The organism is Lactobacillus sp. B4026 (assembly GCF_026535825.1).
In the GTDB taxonomy this organism is placed as follows: Bacteria; Bacillota; Bacilli; order Lactobacillales; family Lactobacillaceae; genus Lactobacillus; species Lactobacillus panisapium.
Map to the genome: position 1 here is coordinate 117,670 of NZ_JAFNPD010000003.1, position 15,692 is coordinate 133,361.

Annotated in this window: 15 protein-coding genes; 11 read left to right on the forward strand and 4 right to left on the reverse strand. The window is 39.0% G+C overall.

Annotation, left to right across the window (positions count from 1 at the left end; all coding sequences use genetic code 11):
• Window positions 1-293 precede the first annotated feature (293 nt).
• The 6 genes from J3U69_RS03865 to J3U69_RS03890 all read left to right on the forward strand — a co-directional run bounded on the left by J3U69_RS03865 (window position 294) and on the right by J3U69_RS03890 (window position 6,445).
• A complete protein-coding gene (locus J3U69_RS03865; protein ID WP_416381936.1) occupies window positions 294-1,496 on the forward strand; it encodes an ABC transporter substrate-binding protein in 1,203 nt (400 codons plus the stop codon).
• Between the two features lie 47 nt (window positions 1,497-1,543).
• Window positions 1,544-2,422: a branched-chain amino acid ABC transporter permease gene (locus tag J3U69_RS03870; protein WP_103752806.1), complete on the forward strand. Its 879-nt coding sequence runs from the start codon at window positions 1,544-1,546 to the stop codon at window positions 2,420-2,422.
• 8 nt (window positions 2,423-2,430) lie between these two features.
• Window positions 2,431-3,387: a branched-chain amino acid ABC transporter permease gene (locus tag J3U69_RS03875; protein ID WP_220220603.1), complete on the forward strand. Its 957-nt coding sequence runs from the start codon at window positions 2,431-2,433 to the stop codon at window positions 3,385-3,387.
• A gap of 3 nt (window positions 3,388-3,390) precedes the next feature.
• Window positions 3,391-4,173, forward strand: coding sequence for an ABC transporter ATP-binding protein (locus tag J3U69_RS03880; protein WP_103752808.1), 783 nt, complete (start codon window positions 3,391-3,393; stop codon window positions 4,171-4,173).
• Window positions 4,174-4,884, forward strand: a complete 711-nt coding sequence (locus tag J3U69_RS03885) for an ABC transporter ATP-binding protein (RefSeq protein WP_164715403.1) — start codon at window positions 4,174-4,176, stop codon at window positions 4,882-4,884.
• 361 nt (window positions 4,885-5,245) lie between these two features.
• On the forward strand, window positions 5,246-6,445 hold the full coding sequence (locus J3U69_RS03890) for an ABC transporter substrate-binding protein (protein ID WP_416381937.1): 1,200 nt from the start codon (window positions 5,246-5,248) through the stop codon (window positions 6,443-6,445).
• 119 nt (window positions 6,446-6,564) lie between these two features.
• Here J3U69_RS03890 and J3U69_RS03895 read toward each other — a convergent pair whose 3' ends face one another.
• The 3 genes from J3U69_RS03895 to J3U69_RS03905 all read right to left on the reverse strand — a co-directional run bounded on the left by J3U69_RS03895 (window position 6,565) and on the right by J3U69_RS03905 (window position 8,832).
• Window positions 6,565-7,143 (reverse strand): matrixin family metalloprotease, encoded by a 579-nt coding sequence (locus tag J3U69_RS03895; RefSeq protein WP_267413091.1) that lies wholly within the window; start codon window positions 7,141-7,143, stop codon window positions 6,565-6,567.
• A gap of 352 nt (window positions 7,144-7,495) precedes the next feature.
• Entirely contained in the window at window positions 7,496-8,140 is a 645-nt protein-coding gene (locus J3U69_RS03900; RefSeq protein ID WP_267413092.1) for a histidine phosphatase family protein, read from the reverse strand.
• Window positions 8,141-8,163: 23 nt separating this feature from the next.
• Complete coding sequence (locus J3U69_RS03905) at window positions 8,164-8,832, reverse strand: matrixin family metalloprotease (RefSeq protein WP_267413093.1); 669 nt, start codon at window positions 8,830-8,832, stop codon at window positions 8,164-8,166.
• A 252-nt stretch (window positions 8,833-9,084) separates the two neighbouring features.
• Here J3U69_RS03905 and helD point away from each other — a divergent pair, with 252 nt between their 5' ends.
• From helD to efp, 5 genes are all read left to right on the forward strand, one after another.
• Window positions 9,085-11,379, forward strand: coding sequence for an RNA polymerase recycling motor HelD (gene helD, locus J3U69_RS03910; protein WP_267413094.1), 2,295 nt, complete (start codon window positions 9,085-9,087; stop codon window positions 11,377-11,379).
• Between the two features lie 12 nt (window positions 11,380-11,391).
• Entirely contained in the window at window positions 11,392-11,838 is a 447-nt protein-coding gene (locus tag J3U69_RS03915; protein WP_267413096.1) for a GNAT family N-acetyltransferase, read from the forward strand.
• A 123-nt stretch (window positions 11,839-11,961) separates the two neighbouring features.
• Window positions 11,962-12,876, forward strand: a complete 915-nt coding sequence (coaA, locus tag J3U69_RS03920) for a type I pantothenate kinase (RefSeq protein ID WP_103752815.1) — start codon at window positions 11,962-11,964, stop codon at window positions 12,874-12,876.
• A 48-nt stretch (window positions 12,877-12,924) separates the two neighbouring features.
• Window positions 12,925-13,896 (forward strand): ornithine cyclodeaminase family protein, encoded by a 972-nt coding sequence (locus tag J3U69_RS03925; RefSeq protein ID WP_267413097.1) that lies wholly within the window; start codon window positions 12,925-12,927, stop codon window positions 13,894-13,896.
• A 184-nt stretch (window positions 13,897-14,080) separates the two neighbouring features.
• A complete protein-coding gene (efp, locus tag J3U69_RS03930) occupies window positions 14,081-14,653 on the forward strand; it encodes an elongation factor P (RefSeq protein WP_103752817.1) in 573 nt (190 codons plus the stop codon).
• 55 nt (window positions 14,654-14,708) lie between these two features.
• Here efp and J3U69_RS03935 read toward each other — a convergent pair whose 3' ends face one another.
• Entirely contained in the window at window positions 14,709-15,509 is an 801-nt protein-coding gene (locus tag J3U69_RS03935; RefSeq protein WP_220220612.1) for a MurR/RpiR family transcriptional regulator, read from the reverse strand.
• Window positions 15,510-15,692: the final 183 nt, after the last annotated feature.

A 15,692-nucleotide genomic window follows, 5' to 3' on the forward strand; every position in this document is an offset into this window, starting at 1 on the left:
CATCTTAATTTACTGTGCCTATAATTCTAAGTATTAAATTAAATTTTGAGGAGGCTATTTTAATGAACAACGAACAAATTAACGCGCAATTGCACATTAAAATAGCTGCTGCTCAAGAAATTATTATTGCCTTGTTGTCGAGAAGGACTTAGCAAACGAGAATTACTAATGGTAATTCACCCAAGTTAAGCCCTTGTTTACGTCTTGATGAATGAGGCTTAACTAACAATTAGCCTGATGCCTCATTCATTAACTTGAATGAGGCTTTTTGTAGGCATGGGATAAAGGAGAAGATGATGAAAAGGTTTACTAAAAAGGTATTGGGTGTCCTGACAGCAGGCACAGCAGTATTGATGCTAGCGGGATGTTCAGTTGCCAAAAATGGTGGTAGCGGTGCCGGCACCAAGCAAGATAAGGATACAGTTAAAATTGGGGTCAATATGGAGCTTTCCGGCACCGTTGCAGGTTACGGTAACGCCGAAAAGCAAGGAATCCAGTTAGCCGTCAGTGAAATTAATAAAGCAGGTGGAATTAACGTCAACGGTCATAAGAAAAAGATCAAGTTAATCATGCGTGATAATAAATCGTCAATCGCTACATCAGCTTCTGTAGCAGCGCAATTGACGACTAAGGATAAAGTTGCCGCAGTAGTGGGACCTGCTACGACTAATGCGGGAACAGCACAAATTCCAAACGTTACCAAGGCTGCTGTACCATTTGTCAGCCCGTCTGCAACTGATCCAAAATTCACCTTGCAAAAAGACGGTAAGGTACAGCAATACGTATTCCGGGCATGTTTCCAAAACAATATTCAAGGTGAGAGTGCAGCCAAATTTGTCATGGACAAGCTGAAGGCAAAGCGCGTAGCAATTTATGCTGACAATTCTAGTGATTACGGTACGGGCTTGGCTAAGGCGTTTAAGAAGACCTTTAAAGGCAAGATTGTTGATAATCAGACTTACTCGGCCGGAGATAAGGACTTCAATGCAGTTTTGACTTCGTTTAAAGCTAAAAACGCTGACGTAATTTATGTTCCTGGCTACTATACGGAAATTGGCTTAATCATCAAGCAAGCTCGTCAAATGGGCATTAAGGTTCCAATCGTTGGTGGTGACGGGATGTGTGACTCAAAACTGGTTCAGATTGCTGGTGCCAAAAATGCCACTAAGATTTTCTACACCACACCATTTTCAACTCGCGTTGCTGCTCAAGATCCGGTTGCTTCCAAATTTTTAAAAGCTTTTAAAGACCGCTATCATGCAGATGCGCCTGCATTCTCAGCTCTAGCATATGACTCGGTTTACATGGTTAAACAAGCAATCGAAGACGAGAAATCTGATGATTCTACTAAGATTGCAGCTGGGTTAGCTAAGCTCAAGGACTTTAAGGGAGTTACGGGCAAAATGACAATCGACAAATACCATAACCCAGACGAGCCAATTGTTATTGAAGAAATTACCAATGGCAAAATTAATAATTCATTCAAGATTGAGTAGGGTAACTTTTTGTCAGCAGATTTACTAAATTAAAGGAGCGATTAAATTTGCAAATAGTTTTACAGCAAATCATTAATGCTTTGTCGCTAGGTTCAATTTACGCCTTACTGGCTTTAGGCTACAGCATGGTTTACGGCATTATTAAATTGATCAACTTTGCTCATGGCGATATTTACATGCTCGGTGCATTTTTTGCATACTATGCAATTAGCCTGTGGCATTTTAACTTTATTACTGCCTTGCTTTCAGCAATGATTGTTGGTGCGATTGCAGGTGTTGTGATTGAATATTTCGCATATCGGCCACTACGTAAATCACCGCGGATAGCTGTTTTGATTACCGCAATTGGTGTGTCATTTTTACTCGAAAACGGCATGTCCTACCTGGTTGGTTCAAATGCTCGCAGCTTTCCCCAGGTCATGGAACAAGTTAATTACAATATCGGCGGCGTGATCATTTCCAATGTCCAGGTCTTAATCTTGGCAACGGCTTTAGTTTTAATGCTTTTATTACAAGTTATCATTAAAAAAACCAAGATGGGGCGCGCAATGCGTGCCGTTTCGGTTGACCCCGATGCAGCGGAATTAGTTGGCGTTAATGTTAACCACACTATTTCATTTACTTTTGCCTTGGGCTCAGCGCTTGCAGGTGCAGCCGGTGTCCTGATTGGGATGTACTATAACCAAATTGACCCATTAATGGGGATGACGCCAGGAATTAAAGCATTCGTAGCAGCTGTTTTAGGTGGAATTGGCTCAGTACCTGGAGCATCTCTTGGTGGTTTCCTAATTGGGATATTGGAAACATTTTTCCAATCAATTGGTCTTTCTGCGTACAAGGATGCCGTAGTTTACTTTGTGTTAATTGTTATTTTGCTCTTTTTACCAGCAGGTATTTTTGGCAAAAATACTAAGGAAAAGGTTTAGGTGGCAAAATGAAAGCAAATTGGAAATATATTTTGTCGTGGCTTGCAATCATGGTTGCCGGCTTTTATCTAATCAATACGCTGATTATGGTAGGTGTCATTGACGACTTCATCGAAAATATGTTAGTTACGATTGGAATTAACATTATTTTGGCATCGGGATTAAACTTAATTATCGGATTCAGTGGCCAATTTTCGCTAGGTCATGCTGGCTTTATGGCAATTGGTGCGTATACGACCGCAATCATTACGCAGCATATCAATAGTGAATTAGGCTTTATTGCTTCTGTACTGATCGGAATGGCGCTAGCGATTATTATTGCTGCTGTCATTGGTACCGCAACCTTTATCAGACTAAAAGGTGATTATTTGGCAATTGCCACTTTAGGTGCTGCCGAAATTATCAGAAACATTATTAATAATTTGAAAATTACGGGCGGTTCCGCTGGGATGTTTAATATTCCGCAGTTTTGTTCGTGGCCAACTGTTTATATCTTGGTCTGCTTGACGACCATTGTTTTGATGAATTTCATTCGCTCACGTGATGGTAGAGCGATTAAGGCTGTTCGTGAAGATGAAATTGCTGCTGAAGCAATGGGCATTAATACAACTAAGTGGAAATTAGCTGCCTTCGTTTTAGGCGGGGCAACTGCCGCAATTGCCGGTAGTTTACAGGCCTCATACGTCCAGACGATTTCACCTTCTAATTATGGCATTATGGAATCTATCTCAATTCTGGTAATCGTTGTTTTAGGTGGTGTTGGCAGTATGACCGGAACCTTTGTGGCAGCTACCGTATTAGGCATACTTGATACGGTTTTGCAGAACTTTGGCTCGTTGCGGATGGTGATATACGCAATTGCACTGATTCTGATTATGATTTTCAAACCATCAGGACTGCTGGGTAACTGGGAATTCTCCCTGAAGAATTTAACGCGTCGTTTTGGTAAAAAAGAGAGGGGCTAAAGAATGGAACATTTATTGCAAGTTGAGCATGTGGTGCGTAAATTTGGCGGACTGACAGCCGTTAATGACGTCTCCCTTCACTTAGACAAGCATGAATTAGTTGCTTTAATTGGTCCCAATGGCGCAGGCAAAACCACCTTGTTTAACCTGCTGACCGGTATGGTTCAGGTAACAAGCGGTAAGATTGATTTGCACGTTGACCAGCAAAACTATGACTTAACGCGAAAAAGCGCTGTTCAAATAGCTGATTTGGGGCTATCGCGTACTTTCCAAAATATTCGGTTATTTAAAAATCTGACGGTTATGGATAATGTATTAACGGCCATGACTAATGAGTACAAAGAGGGCTTTTTAACGACGGTTTTCCGTTTACCTAGTTTTTATCGCACAGAAAAAGAAATGCGAGTTGCGGCTGAAAAACTTTTAGACATTTTTGACTTGACCGCCAACAAGCAGACTTTGGCCAAAAATTTACCATATGGAACGCAGCGTCGGCTCGAGATTGTTCGGGCACTTGCAACAGAGCCTCAAATTCTCTTTTTGGATGAGCCGGCCGCAGGGATGAACCCAGAGGAAACAGCAGATTTAACTAATTTGATTAAGCATATTCAACAAGAATTTCAAATTACCGTCTTGTTGATTGAGCATGATATGTCCTTAGTCATGAATTTAGCGGAACGGATTTACGTCCTTGATCAAGGTCAAATGCTTGCCACTGGTACTCCAGAAGAAATTAGGTCAAATCCGAAGGTAATCGAAGCATACTTAGGAGAAGGTGAAGACTAGATGGCAATGCTAAAAGTAAGTGATCTTTCCGTTAATTACGGGGTCATTCAAGCGGTAAAAGGGGTCAGCTTTGAAATCAATGAAGGTGAAATCGTCACCCTTATCGGCGCTAATGGTGCTGGAAAATCAACTATCGTAAAAACGATTTCTGGTCTGCTCAAACCTAAAGAGGGGCAAATTATCTACCAGGGTAAAGACATTGTGCATCAAAAAGCACCGCAAATTGTGCTAGATGGGATTTCGCAGGTTCCGGAAGGACGGCATATTTTTTCAGGCTTAACGGTAATGGAAAACCTGCAAATGGGGGCTTTTTTACAAAAAAATAGTAGTGAAGCCGCCAAGAGCTATCAAGAAGTGTTTGACCGGTTTCCAATTCTTGCTAAACGCAAGAATCAGGATGCGGCAACTTTATCTGGTGGGGAGCAACAAATGTTGGCTATTGGCCGTGCACTGATGGCTAAACCCAAATTATTGCTGCTTGATGAACCGTCAATGGGTCTGTCACCTCTGTTTATCCAGCAAATTTTCACGATTATTAAAGAGTTAAATGAAAAAGGAACCACGATTCTTTTGATTGAGCAAAATGCCAAACAAGCGTTGTCAATTGCCAATCGGGGTTATGTTTTAGCAACAGGTCAGGTTCAGTTAACAGGTTCAGGCCATGAATTGCTAGCCAACCCTGAAGTTCAGAAAGTATATTTTGGTGGTTAGCTAAGTTAAAATAATTTTGCATTAATATGCATCATTTTATTTTAATTTAATTACCATTTTTGATTGACTTTCTTAAAGCCAATCGCTATAATTTTAAACATCAAACTAAATTCTGAGGAGGAAATTTCAATGGAAACTAATGATCATAATTCGATTGCTATTAAAATGACTTATACTCAGAATTTAGCAGCCTTGTTGTTGTCGCGAAGGACTTAACGAAATGAATTGCTTTTAGTAATTTATTGATGGTTAAGCCCTTGTTTGCGTCTTAATGAATGGGGCTTAACTACTTAGTAACAATGAGCCTCGTTCATTAAATGAACGAGGCTTTTTTATTGCCACTAGTAGTTTAAAGGAGAAAATAATGAATAAGTTTACTAAAAAAATGCTGGGAGTAATGACTGCCTCAGCTGCCGTGATAATGATGTCAGGATGTAGTGTTGCGAAGAATAGCAGTAATGCGGGAACAAAGCAAGATCATGCGGTAGTAAAAATTGGAGTTAACATGGAACTGTCAGGCGCAGCCTCCGGTTATGGCGAAGCCGAAAAACAGGGTATTCAACTAGCTGCCAGTGAAATAAACAAAGCGGGTGGAATCGACGTTAATGCTCATAAAAAGAAAATTAAACTAATAATTCGTGATAATAAAACGGCTATTGCCACTTCGGCTTCAGTAGCGGCGCAATTGACAACAAAGGATAAGGTAGCGGCCATTGTTGGTCCAGCTACGACTAATGCCGGAACTGCTCAGATACCTAATATAACTAAGGCAGCCGTTCCTAGCGTTAGTCCATCAGCCACGGATCCCAAATTTACTTTACAAAAAGATGGTAAGGTTCAACCATACGTCTTTCGTGCCTGCTATCAAAATAACTTCCAGGGTGGCAGCGCAGCGAAATTTGTCTTTAATCAGTTAAAGGCAAAGAGAGTTGCAATTTTAGCTGATAATTCAAGTGATTATGGCACTGGTTTGGCTAAGGCCTTTAAAAAGGCTTATCAAGGCAAAATCGTTGATAGTCAAACATTTTCAGCAGGTGACAAAGACTTCAATGCCATTTTAACTTCATTTAAATCAAAAAAAGTTGATGCAATATATGTTCCTGGATATTACACAGAAGCTGGTTTAATCATCAAGCAAGCGCGGCAAATGGGGATTAAAGTTCCAATCGTTGGTAGTGATGGCATGGCCGATCCTAAATTAGCCCAAATTGCTGGTAATAAAAATGCAACTAAGATCTACTACACGACGCCATTTTCTGTTCGGGCAGCTGCCAAGGATCCAGTTGCAGCTAAGTTTATGAAGGCATATAAGGCGCGTTATCACGAACAAGCACCGACTTTTTCAGCCCTTGCTTATGATGCAGTTTATATGATTAAAGAAGCAATTGAAACAGGTAAATCGGATGATTCAGCTAAGATTGCAACCAATTTAGCCAAGATTAAAGACTTTACCGGAGTTGCTGGCAAAATAACGGTTGACCAAAAGCACAACCCGGAAAAGCCAATTGCGACAGAAGAACTGACTAATGGACAGGTAAGCAATTCATTTAAAATTGAATAATTGAGTTACTTAGTAAAGTTAGCTGGTAGGTAACAAAAAATGCTTTTAAGGACAAATTAGATATTCAATCTAAGTCCTTAAGAGCATTTTTCGTTGGCTATAAATGTTTTACTGCCAGCTTATTTACGGTAGATTTTTTTAATTTTTTTAATATCAAGTGGCTGAATGGTATATTTGCACTCAGGATCCATAACTGATGGCGCTTTTTTATAATGACTAAGGCCAATAGCGTGACCCAATTCATGTTCAACCACTTTGACAATGTCTTCATGAGTCAAAATGATTTTTGAATGGTTTTGCAAGTAAAATTGATTTAACAAGATGGTGGCATCATGCATTCGCTTATTCTTAAGCTTGTAATGCCATGAAGTATATCCAGCAAAGTCGGTGGTGGTATTGTACCAAGGCATAATGACAATCTTAGCCTTATTAGGCTTCTTGGTCTTAACAAACCTAAACGCCTTGGTTTTGTTCCATGCCTTAATTGCGTCGTTTGAAGCGGCAATTAAATCCTTGTTTTTACCTAGTTGTAAGTAAACAGTTGCCTTAGCTTTATCCCAACGCCGGTAAGTGGTTGCTTTAGCCGCAGCGTTTTGGGTCGGTATCACAGGATTGTTAACAGTAAAGCAGCTTCCGATAGCTGCTGAAACCAATATTGTACTAATAAATTTATTTATAAAATGATATGTCCTATTCATTTTTTAACTTTCTATCTTTTTAAAAAATTAATTGCAACAATTCTAGCTGTAAAGCAAATAATATACATTATAACCTCAAAATGCTAAAATAAGAACACATATATATCGGGTTTTTACCTGCTATATATTAGCTACTTTTTAAATAGGCTAGAAACCAATTTGGAATTAGGTTAGCTAGAAGAGAAGCTTTTTGGCACCAAAATAAATGCCTTGATGATTAACCAAAATAATTTTTGGTTAATTTTAAGGACAAAACAACCTCACTTACCATTTTTGGCAAATGAGGCTGTAAGCAAAAAGTATTGATTGCTGCTGGTAAATGAACCTCAAAGTAATAAGAGCTTTTGACAACTTAGAGTTTCATTTTATTATATGAGACAATTTTTTTAGAATGTTCAGTCATATTCATAATTGTGATTGAAGAATTACGAGGCCCTTCACTGATATCAACGTCACCAAATTTAGCAGCGATGCTGCGAATGGTAAATCCGTGAGTTACAAGTAAGATGTTTTCTGCACCATCAAGCTGACTAATTAAGTTAAATCCTTTTCCGATCCTGTCCCAATATTCTTGGGCATTTTCAGCTTCGTGAAATGGATCAGCTTCCTTAATCCAGTCTTTGACTTTATCAATGGGCTCATTCTTAAATAAATCATAGTGATTTTTATAACCATGAGGTCCACCGATCATTTGCCAAGCCATGTCAGTATCCATGCCTTCAAAATAGCCATAGAAGTGTTCCCGGAAAAATGGGGTGGCAATGTGCTGTATTTCATCGCGATTAACGTTATGATTAATAATGATGTCGCAGGTGTCACTAGCACGTTTCAAATCGCTAGATAAGGCAATATCAAAAGGTACGTCTTCTAGTGCTTCACCTGCTTCATCAGCACCCTTAATTCCTGTTTCAGTTAAAGGAGTATCACACCAACCTTGCATCTTATTGTACCGGTTGATGTATGTCTGACCATGACGAACAATATATATTCTCTTCATTTACCTACTCAAATTTCTTTTTACTAATTTGCATATAGCTTTTTGACGTTTTGAATGTCAATATCTTGAATTGGGTAAATTGAACCAGTTGGGTACATGACAGATTGACCATTATTATGTTTAAGGCCGATTGCATGTCCTAATTCATGTTCAACGGTATTGACTACCCGTTCATAACTATAGTTGTATGAGGAGAAATTATCAAGGTAGTAAGTGTTTAATTTAGTATCAGCTGAGAATAATAAGCCGCTTTTTACATAGTAATGAAAAGTTGTGTAGCCAGCATAATTGGTGTTTGGACTATAAACTTGCTCAACTGTGATATCTGCGTTTTTCTTGTTCTTAGTTTTAACAAAGGTAAAGGCTCCGGTGTCATTCCAAGTCTTGATCGCTTCATCGGAAGCAGAAAGCAAGTTTTTGTTACCGTCTAAGTCAAGATAAACAGTGGCTTTTGGCTTTGGCCATCTCCAATCAGTAGAAGCATTAACCTTTTTAGTTTTCTTAGCAGACTTCTTAGCATGCTTTTTTGCTCGCTTAGCCTTTTTGACTTTTTTGGCTTTTTTCGCATAAACGACCTGATTTGGATTACTGGATAAGACATTGTTGTCAAGTGGTTCAAAACATCCGCTGATAGCGATAACGGCAATTAAAGCACAAGCTAGTTTATTTAAAAAATGGTGAAAGTTCCTCATAATTTATCAGCTCCGTTACTTTATATTTCTAGAGGATAATTGTAATATTATTAAATGTCTCGTTAACATTATTATAGACATATTTTCCTTTAATTTCATGGATAATCTTCTAATAACAAAAATTTTTTTAAATGAGCTCCGTGAATATCCCTGAAATCGATATCATGGTAAAATAGTAGACAGCTTTTTAAAAAACTAAAGATAACGTTATGTTAAAAAGCTGGTATTTTTTTAAAACGTATAGGTGACGTTATGTTAAACGCGACAGATGATAAAAAATTTGAACAAAAACATCTCGATCAAATCTTAAAAATGGTTCGAGCAAAGAAGGCGGAATTATCCTCGTCAATTAAGTCGGCAGAAGGCGAAGCCAAAGATATTAATTCGCATTTTTTCGACGATGTGAAATTGGATTATGATGGCTACTCGACTTCAATGGAAACCGCATTATCGATTCATCAACAGCAGCAACTGCTCGATGAACGTGAGAATGCATGGCAGCATGCCGCTAGACAACTGAGTACGATTCAAAAACTTGAAAAAAAGCCCTATTTTGCCCGGGTAGATTTCAAAGAAAATGGGCAAAAACCTGAGACTATTTATATTGGCTTAGGTTCATTTGCTGATAAAAATAATCACTTTTTGATTTATGATTGGCGGGCACCAATTTCCTCTATTTACTATGACGGAAAACTGGGAGATGTTTCATACCATTCACCAGAAGGTGAGATTACGGTTGAAATGACCAAAAAGCGGCAATTCATGATTGATGATGGTCAAATTGTTAATATGTTTGACACTAATGAATCAATTGGTGATCAAATGCTTTTAGAAGTGCTGGGCGAAAAATCCAGTACGCAGATGAAGTCAATCGTAACTACCATTCAGCGTGAGCAAAATAAGATTATTAGAAATACTGACGCTGACTTGTTATTTGTTCAAGGCGCAGCCGGATCGGGAAAGACTTCCGCCATCTTGCAGCGAATTGCCTTCCTGCTTTATCGCTATCGGGGCAACTTGACTAGTAGCAACGTCATTATGTTTAGTCCGAATCAATTATTTAATGACTATATCAAAAATGTTCTGCCAGAAATGGGTGAACAAAATATGGTCCAAATGACTTATTGGCAGTTTGTTGCCCGGCGTTTACCAGGAATGAGCGTTGAAAACCTCTTTGACCAATTCGAAGATGCGGCTGCTGATTCTGCGATTAGTCGTTTTAAAGATTCAACTAATTTCTTTGACCTCTTAACGCGCTATGCTAAACACCTCAATCGTCGGGGCATGGTTTTTAAAAACATTTACTTTCGGGATAAGAAGCGGCCATTTTTTACTAAAGAAAAAATTGGTGAAATTTATTATTCATTTAATTCCAATTACAACTTGAATAACCGGATTGATGCAACGCGTGAAGATTTAATCAAGATGTTGAACCGTAAAATAAGCTCTGAGAGCAAAAAGGCGTGGGTGTCAGATGCAATTCAAAGTTTGAGTCAAGAACAGCTTAACCAGTTGTATGACCGCCCAGATCAAGAGTTTGAATCTGAAGAAAAAGAAGAGAAATTCTTGAGCCGCAAAATTGTTGTGAAGGCTTTAGATAAGGTGTTCCAGCAAATTCGACGCAACAACTTTATCAACATGCGGGCACAGTACCTGAGTTTCTTACGTGCAGTGCCGAAAATGACGGATTTGGCTAAATGGGAAATTACGGAAAACGATTGGCGTGATCACGTTAATAAGGTCAAGGAAAGCTTTAAAAAGCATTACATGCATATGAACGATGTTTCAGCCTACCTTTACCTTTATGACCTGATTACGGGACGGCACGTCGATTATGAAATGCGCTATGCCTTTATTGATGAAATTCAGGACTATACGCCATTTCAGCTTTGCTACCTTAAATACAACTTCCCCCGGGCGAAGTTTACAATGCTCGGTGATTTGAACCAAGCGATTTTTACTAAAGACGAAAGTAAGAGTCTGCTAAAACAAATCAGTGGCTTGTTTGATCCTGAAAAAACTGACGTTGTTCAGCTGACTAAGTCTTATCGTTCAACTAAGCAGCTTACTGATTTCACCAAGCAGATTTTACGTCAAGGTGAAAAAATTGAGTCTTTCAACCGGCAGGGGCCAAAACCAGTGCTCTGGGGCCGAGAGAATGATCAACAGGCAATTGCACTACTCCAAAAGATTTTGGCAGATAATGATCAAGAGCAATTGACCACCGCCGTTATTACCAAAGACCTTGAACAAGCAAAATTTGTTGCTGACAAGCTAAAACAAGCAGGCGTTAAGGCTACCCTGATTGCAACTGCCAACCAGCGCTTGGTCGAGGGAACACTGATCATTCCGTCATATCTTGCTAAGGGGCTTGAGTTTGATGCCGTTATCATGTGGGGAGCTTCCCGCGAAAATTATCATCGAACTGATGAAACCCAATTAGTCTATACGATTACTTCTCGGGCAATGTATAAACTAGATGTTGTCTATGTTGGTCAAAGAAGTCCGCTGCTTGATGTTGACCCGCAGACTTTTATTGAAAAATAGGTGGCACGCAAAATGGAAAATGAGAAGTTTACTTTTAAAAAGATTGCTGAAATGACAGGGCGAGAGGTCTATTGCGTTGCCCGGCTCAGAATTGATACTTTTGTGACGGAACAAAAGATAACTGACCCAGAGCTTGATGACCAAGATCTAACCGCAATTCAAGTCTTCTTGCTTAATGAAAATCAGACCAATGCCTTAGCTGTTTGCCGGTTATTCGTGAATGATGGTAAATGGATGCTTGGCCGGGTCGCGGTTGCAAAAGCTGCGCGTGGTCAAAATCTTGGAACTAAGATGATGGCGCAAGTTCATGAATATTTGCAAAAGATTGGGGCGAAGCGGTTATATTGCCATGCACAGATGCAAGCCAAACCATTTTATGATTACCTTGGCTACCAGGTTCAGGGAGATGTTTTTACTGAAGCTGGCATCAAGCATGTGATGATGGCTTATGATTTATAAAAATTACAAACTCGCGTTAATGTACGCGAGTTTTTTAGTTAGAAAATGCCTGCTCTGACGGTTTTTGGTGCAAGGCAGAGATTTATTTTATAATGAATAAAAAAGATTAAGGAACTATTACTGATGAAAAATTATTTGCGTTTTAATCGCGATGAATGGGCCTCATTTTCATCTGAGGCTGCGGTTAAAATTACTAAAGAAGAGTTGGCTAATATTAAGTCATTAGGGGATGTTATTAATCTTACTGATGTCCAAGAAATTTATGGTAGTTTAATCAATTACCTCTATTTGGTTTACCAGGAAAAGTGTCGGCTGCAGCAAAAGCAAAGCGAGTTTTTACGGCAAAAAGTGACGGCAGCCCCTTTTATTATTGGAATTTCCGGTTCGGTTGCGGTCGGCAAGTCGACGACAGCCCGCTTGTTGCAGGTTTTATTGAGTAGAACATTTGCTAATTTAAAGGTCCACTTGATGACCACTGATGGTTTTATTTATCCCAATGATGAGCTAAAAAGACGTGGCTTATTTGATCGCAAAGGCTTTCCTGAAAGCTACAACATGAATTTGCTCAGGAACTTTTTGCGTGATGTCCTTAGTGGTAAAGATAATATCGCGTACCCACTTTATTCCCAGGAATTAAGTGATATTGTTCCCGGCAAGTACGGTCATGTTCAACGGCCAGATATTTTGATTATTGAAGGAATTAACACCTTACAGTTGCCGACAAATGGGCAAATTGTCACGAGTGATTTCTTTGATTTTTCAATTTATATTGATGCGGACGAAGATTTAATTGAAAAGTGGTTTATGCAGCGGTTTGTACGTGTCTTGGAACTTAATAAGAATAATCCCACTAACTTTTATTACGAGATGGCTAACGGGCCACGAGAAGATGCTTTACAACTGGCTCAGGATACTTGGCAAATGGTTAACTTGGTTAACCTGCGGGAGTATATTGCACCAACGAGACAACGTGCTAGCCTAGTTTTGCATAAAACGACAGGTCACCGAATTGATGAGATTTATTTAAGGCAATTTTAGTAATCTGTTTAGTTAAAAAGATGGCGAAAGCTGTGCGGGAGAAAAACGATGTTAGTATTAACAAAAAAGGACATTGAAAAGTGTTATTCACTTAAAGAGTGTATCGATGCAGTAGCAGAAGCATTCAAATACTTTTCAGCAGGCAAAGTTGACGTTCCCTTGCGAACGCAGATTGTGAAAAAGAATGGGCGCGATACTTTCTTATGTATGCCGGCTTTTTGTGAAGAAAAAGATGCTGCTTGCGTGAAGATTTTGAACATGTTTCCGAATAACATTGAGCATGGCCTACCCTCAATTAACGCGCAGGTGTTAAATATTGATGCAAATACCGGTGTCGTAAATGCCATTATTGATGGTAATTACCTGACGCAATTACGCACTGGGGCGGCTTCAGGTGTTGCACTTAAATATTTAGCAAGAAAAAATTGTACTAAGGGTGCACTAATTGGTACGGGTGCACAAGCGGCGACACAACTAGAGGCAATGCTACTTGTTCGCGATTTGGCTGAAGTTTTGGTGAGTGACCTTAACTTTGAGCGTGCACAGGAATTCGCTAGCAAAATGCAAACTAAGCTAGCCAAATATCAGACTAAGATTAAAGCCGTAAAAACAGGTAATGAGGCCGTTCGGGATGCAGATATCATCATTTCAGTTACCCCATCGCATAAACCCGTTTATGATTTTAGCAATGTTAAAAAAGGGGCAACAATTTGTGGCGTTGGTTCGTATCAACCACAAATGGAGGAAACCCCGGCAGAGCTGGTGGCACATGCTGATAAAATTTATTTTGATGCGAAAAAAGCGGTTCTAGCAGAAGCCGGTGATATTATTATTCCACTACAGCAAGGATTGATTGACGAAAGTCATTTGCAAGGTGAAATCGGTAAGGTAATCAGTGGTGAACTAGTTGGGCGTGAAAATGACGAAGAGACTATCTTCTTTAAAACAGTTGGCATTGCGGCACAAGACCTGATGGCCGCCAAAGCAATTTACGCTAAAGCCGCAGTAGCCAACAATTAGGTGAGTTAAGGCAGTTGTTATAATCACTAAAAACGCTAATTTTTTGGTACCTAGATGTGCGCAACTTTGTTATACTAAACACTATGAATACGATTTATTTACTATTAATAAAAAAATTTGCCTTGCCTCCGGCGCCAACTTTCTTGATGAATAATAATTAAAGTGAGTTTTAAAGGAGACAAAAATGGTACAGGCAATTAACTTAAAAAAAGGTATGGTTTTCAGTCAAGACGGCAAAATGATTAAGGTACTCAAGGCCAATCACCACAAGCCCGGAAAGGGTAATACCGTTATGCAAATGGACTTGCGCAATATTGAAAGTGGCGCAGTGGTTCATAAGACAATGCGTCCGACTGAAAAAGTCGAATTAGTTGATATTACAAAGAAAAATGCGCAGTTTCTTTACAATGAAGGTGATGTTTACACCTTCATGGATACTGAAACTTATGAGCAATATGAGGTCTCAGGCGAACAACTTGGTGACGATAAGCTATACTTAATGCCTAATATTGAAGTTCAACTTGAATTTGCGGATGGTACTAAGCTGCTTGGTGTTGAGCTGCCTTCAACCGTAACAATGAAAGTCGCTCATACTGAGCCTGGAATTAAGGGTGCAACTGTCACTGGTTCCGGTAAGCCTGCCACAATGGAAACAGGTTTAGTGGTTCAAGTTCCCGACTTCATTAAAGAAGGCGAAGAGCTGGTAATTAACACAGCCGAAGGTGCTTATAAGTCAAGAGCAGAAAGCGGAAAATAAGCTAAAACAAAAAGCCAAGGTCATAATTTTGACCATGGCTTTTTTTGTATATAACTTAGCGATCATCAACGGCAATTCTTGTTGTAGTCATTGAGTTTTTAAAACAATCTTCTTCTTGCAAACAAGAAGTTAAGATATCGATTAGATACATGTTGGAAAACTGCGAGTTAATAAATTTTTCGTTATTGGCAAAGCGGGGATTGTACACGTGAAATATTAAGTCACTTAGTTGTGCAACCGGATTGTCCATGTAACTAGTGATTGAAACAATCTTAGCGTCATTTTTCTTAGCTAAAGTGAGTGTATCGACAATACATTTGGTGACACCGCTATTGGAGATTGCTAAGAATAAGTCCTGCTTGCTGGCGATACTAGCGCGCATTTTCATCCAGTTGGGATCAATAAAGCTTTGTGCATCAAGTCCCATACGCATTAATCTAAGCCCGAAAGTATCAGCCGAAACACCGGAACTACTGGAACCGATGACAATAATGTGCTCCTGCTTTTTTAATAAGGCAATAAACTGCTTAATCATATTGTGATCAATCATCTGTTGCGTATTCTTAATCACGGTCTGGTAGAAAGTAAAAACTTCACTTACAATGTCATCATCGTTTTTGGCAATATTGGTGATTAAGTGGTGTCCGATATTAACCTTCATATCGGAATAGCTCTTACAGCCAATTTTTTTCACAAATCGCGTAATCGTTGCGCTAGACGTTGAAGTTTGCTGAGCTAATTCCGTAATTTTCATATTATTGATTTTAGGACTGTTCTGTAAAATATAATCCGCAATTGTTTTTTCATTTTTAGAAAAACTCAAATAATTTTTTTGGATTGCAACAAGTGGATTCAAAGTGGTTTCCTCCCGTGGCTTTGTTAAACCAGCTATATAATATTAATTTCACTTACCATTTATTATACTAACTACTGAAATGGGTGAAAATTATTTTCTTCAATTCGAAGATATCGTTAAATTTTTTATTTAGTGTAAACCCGTAAGTCACATTGGCAAGTTAAGCAGGAAAAATTTAATAAA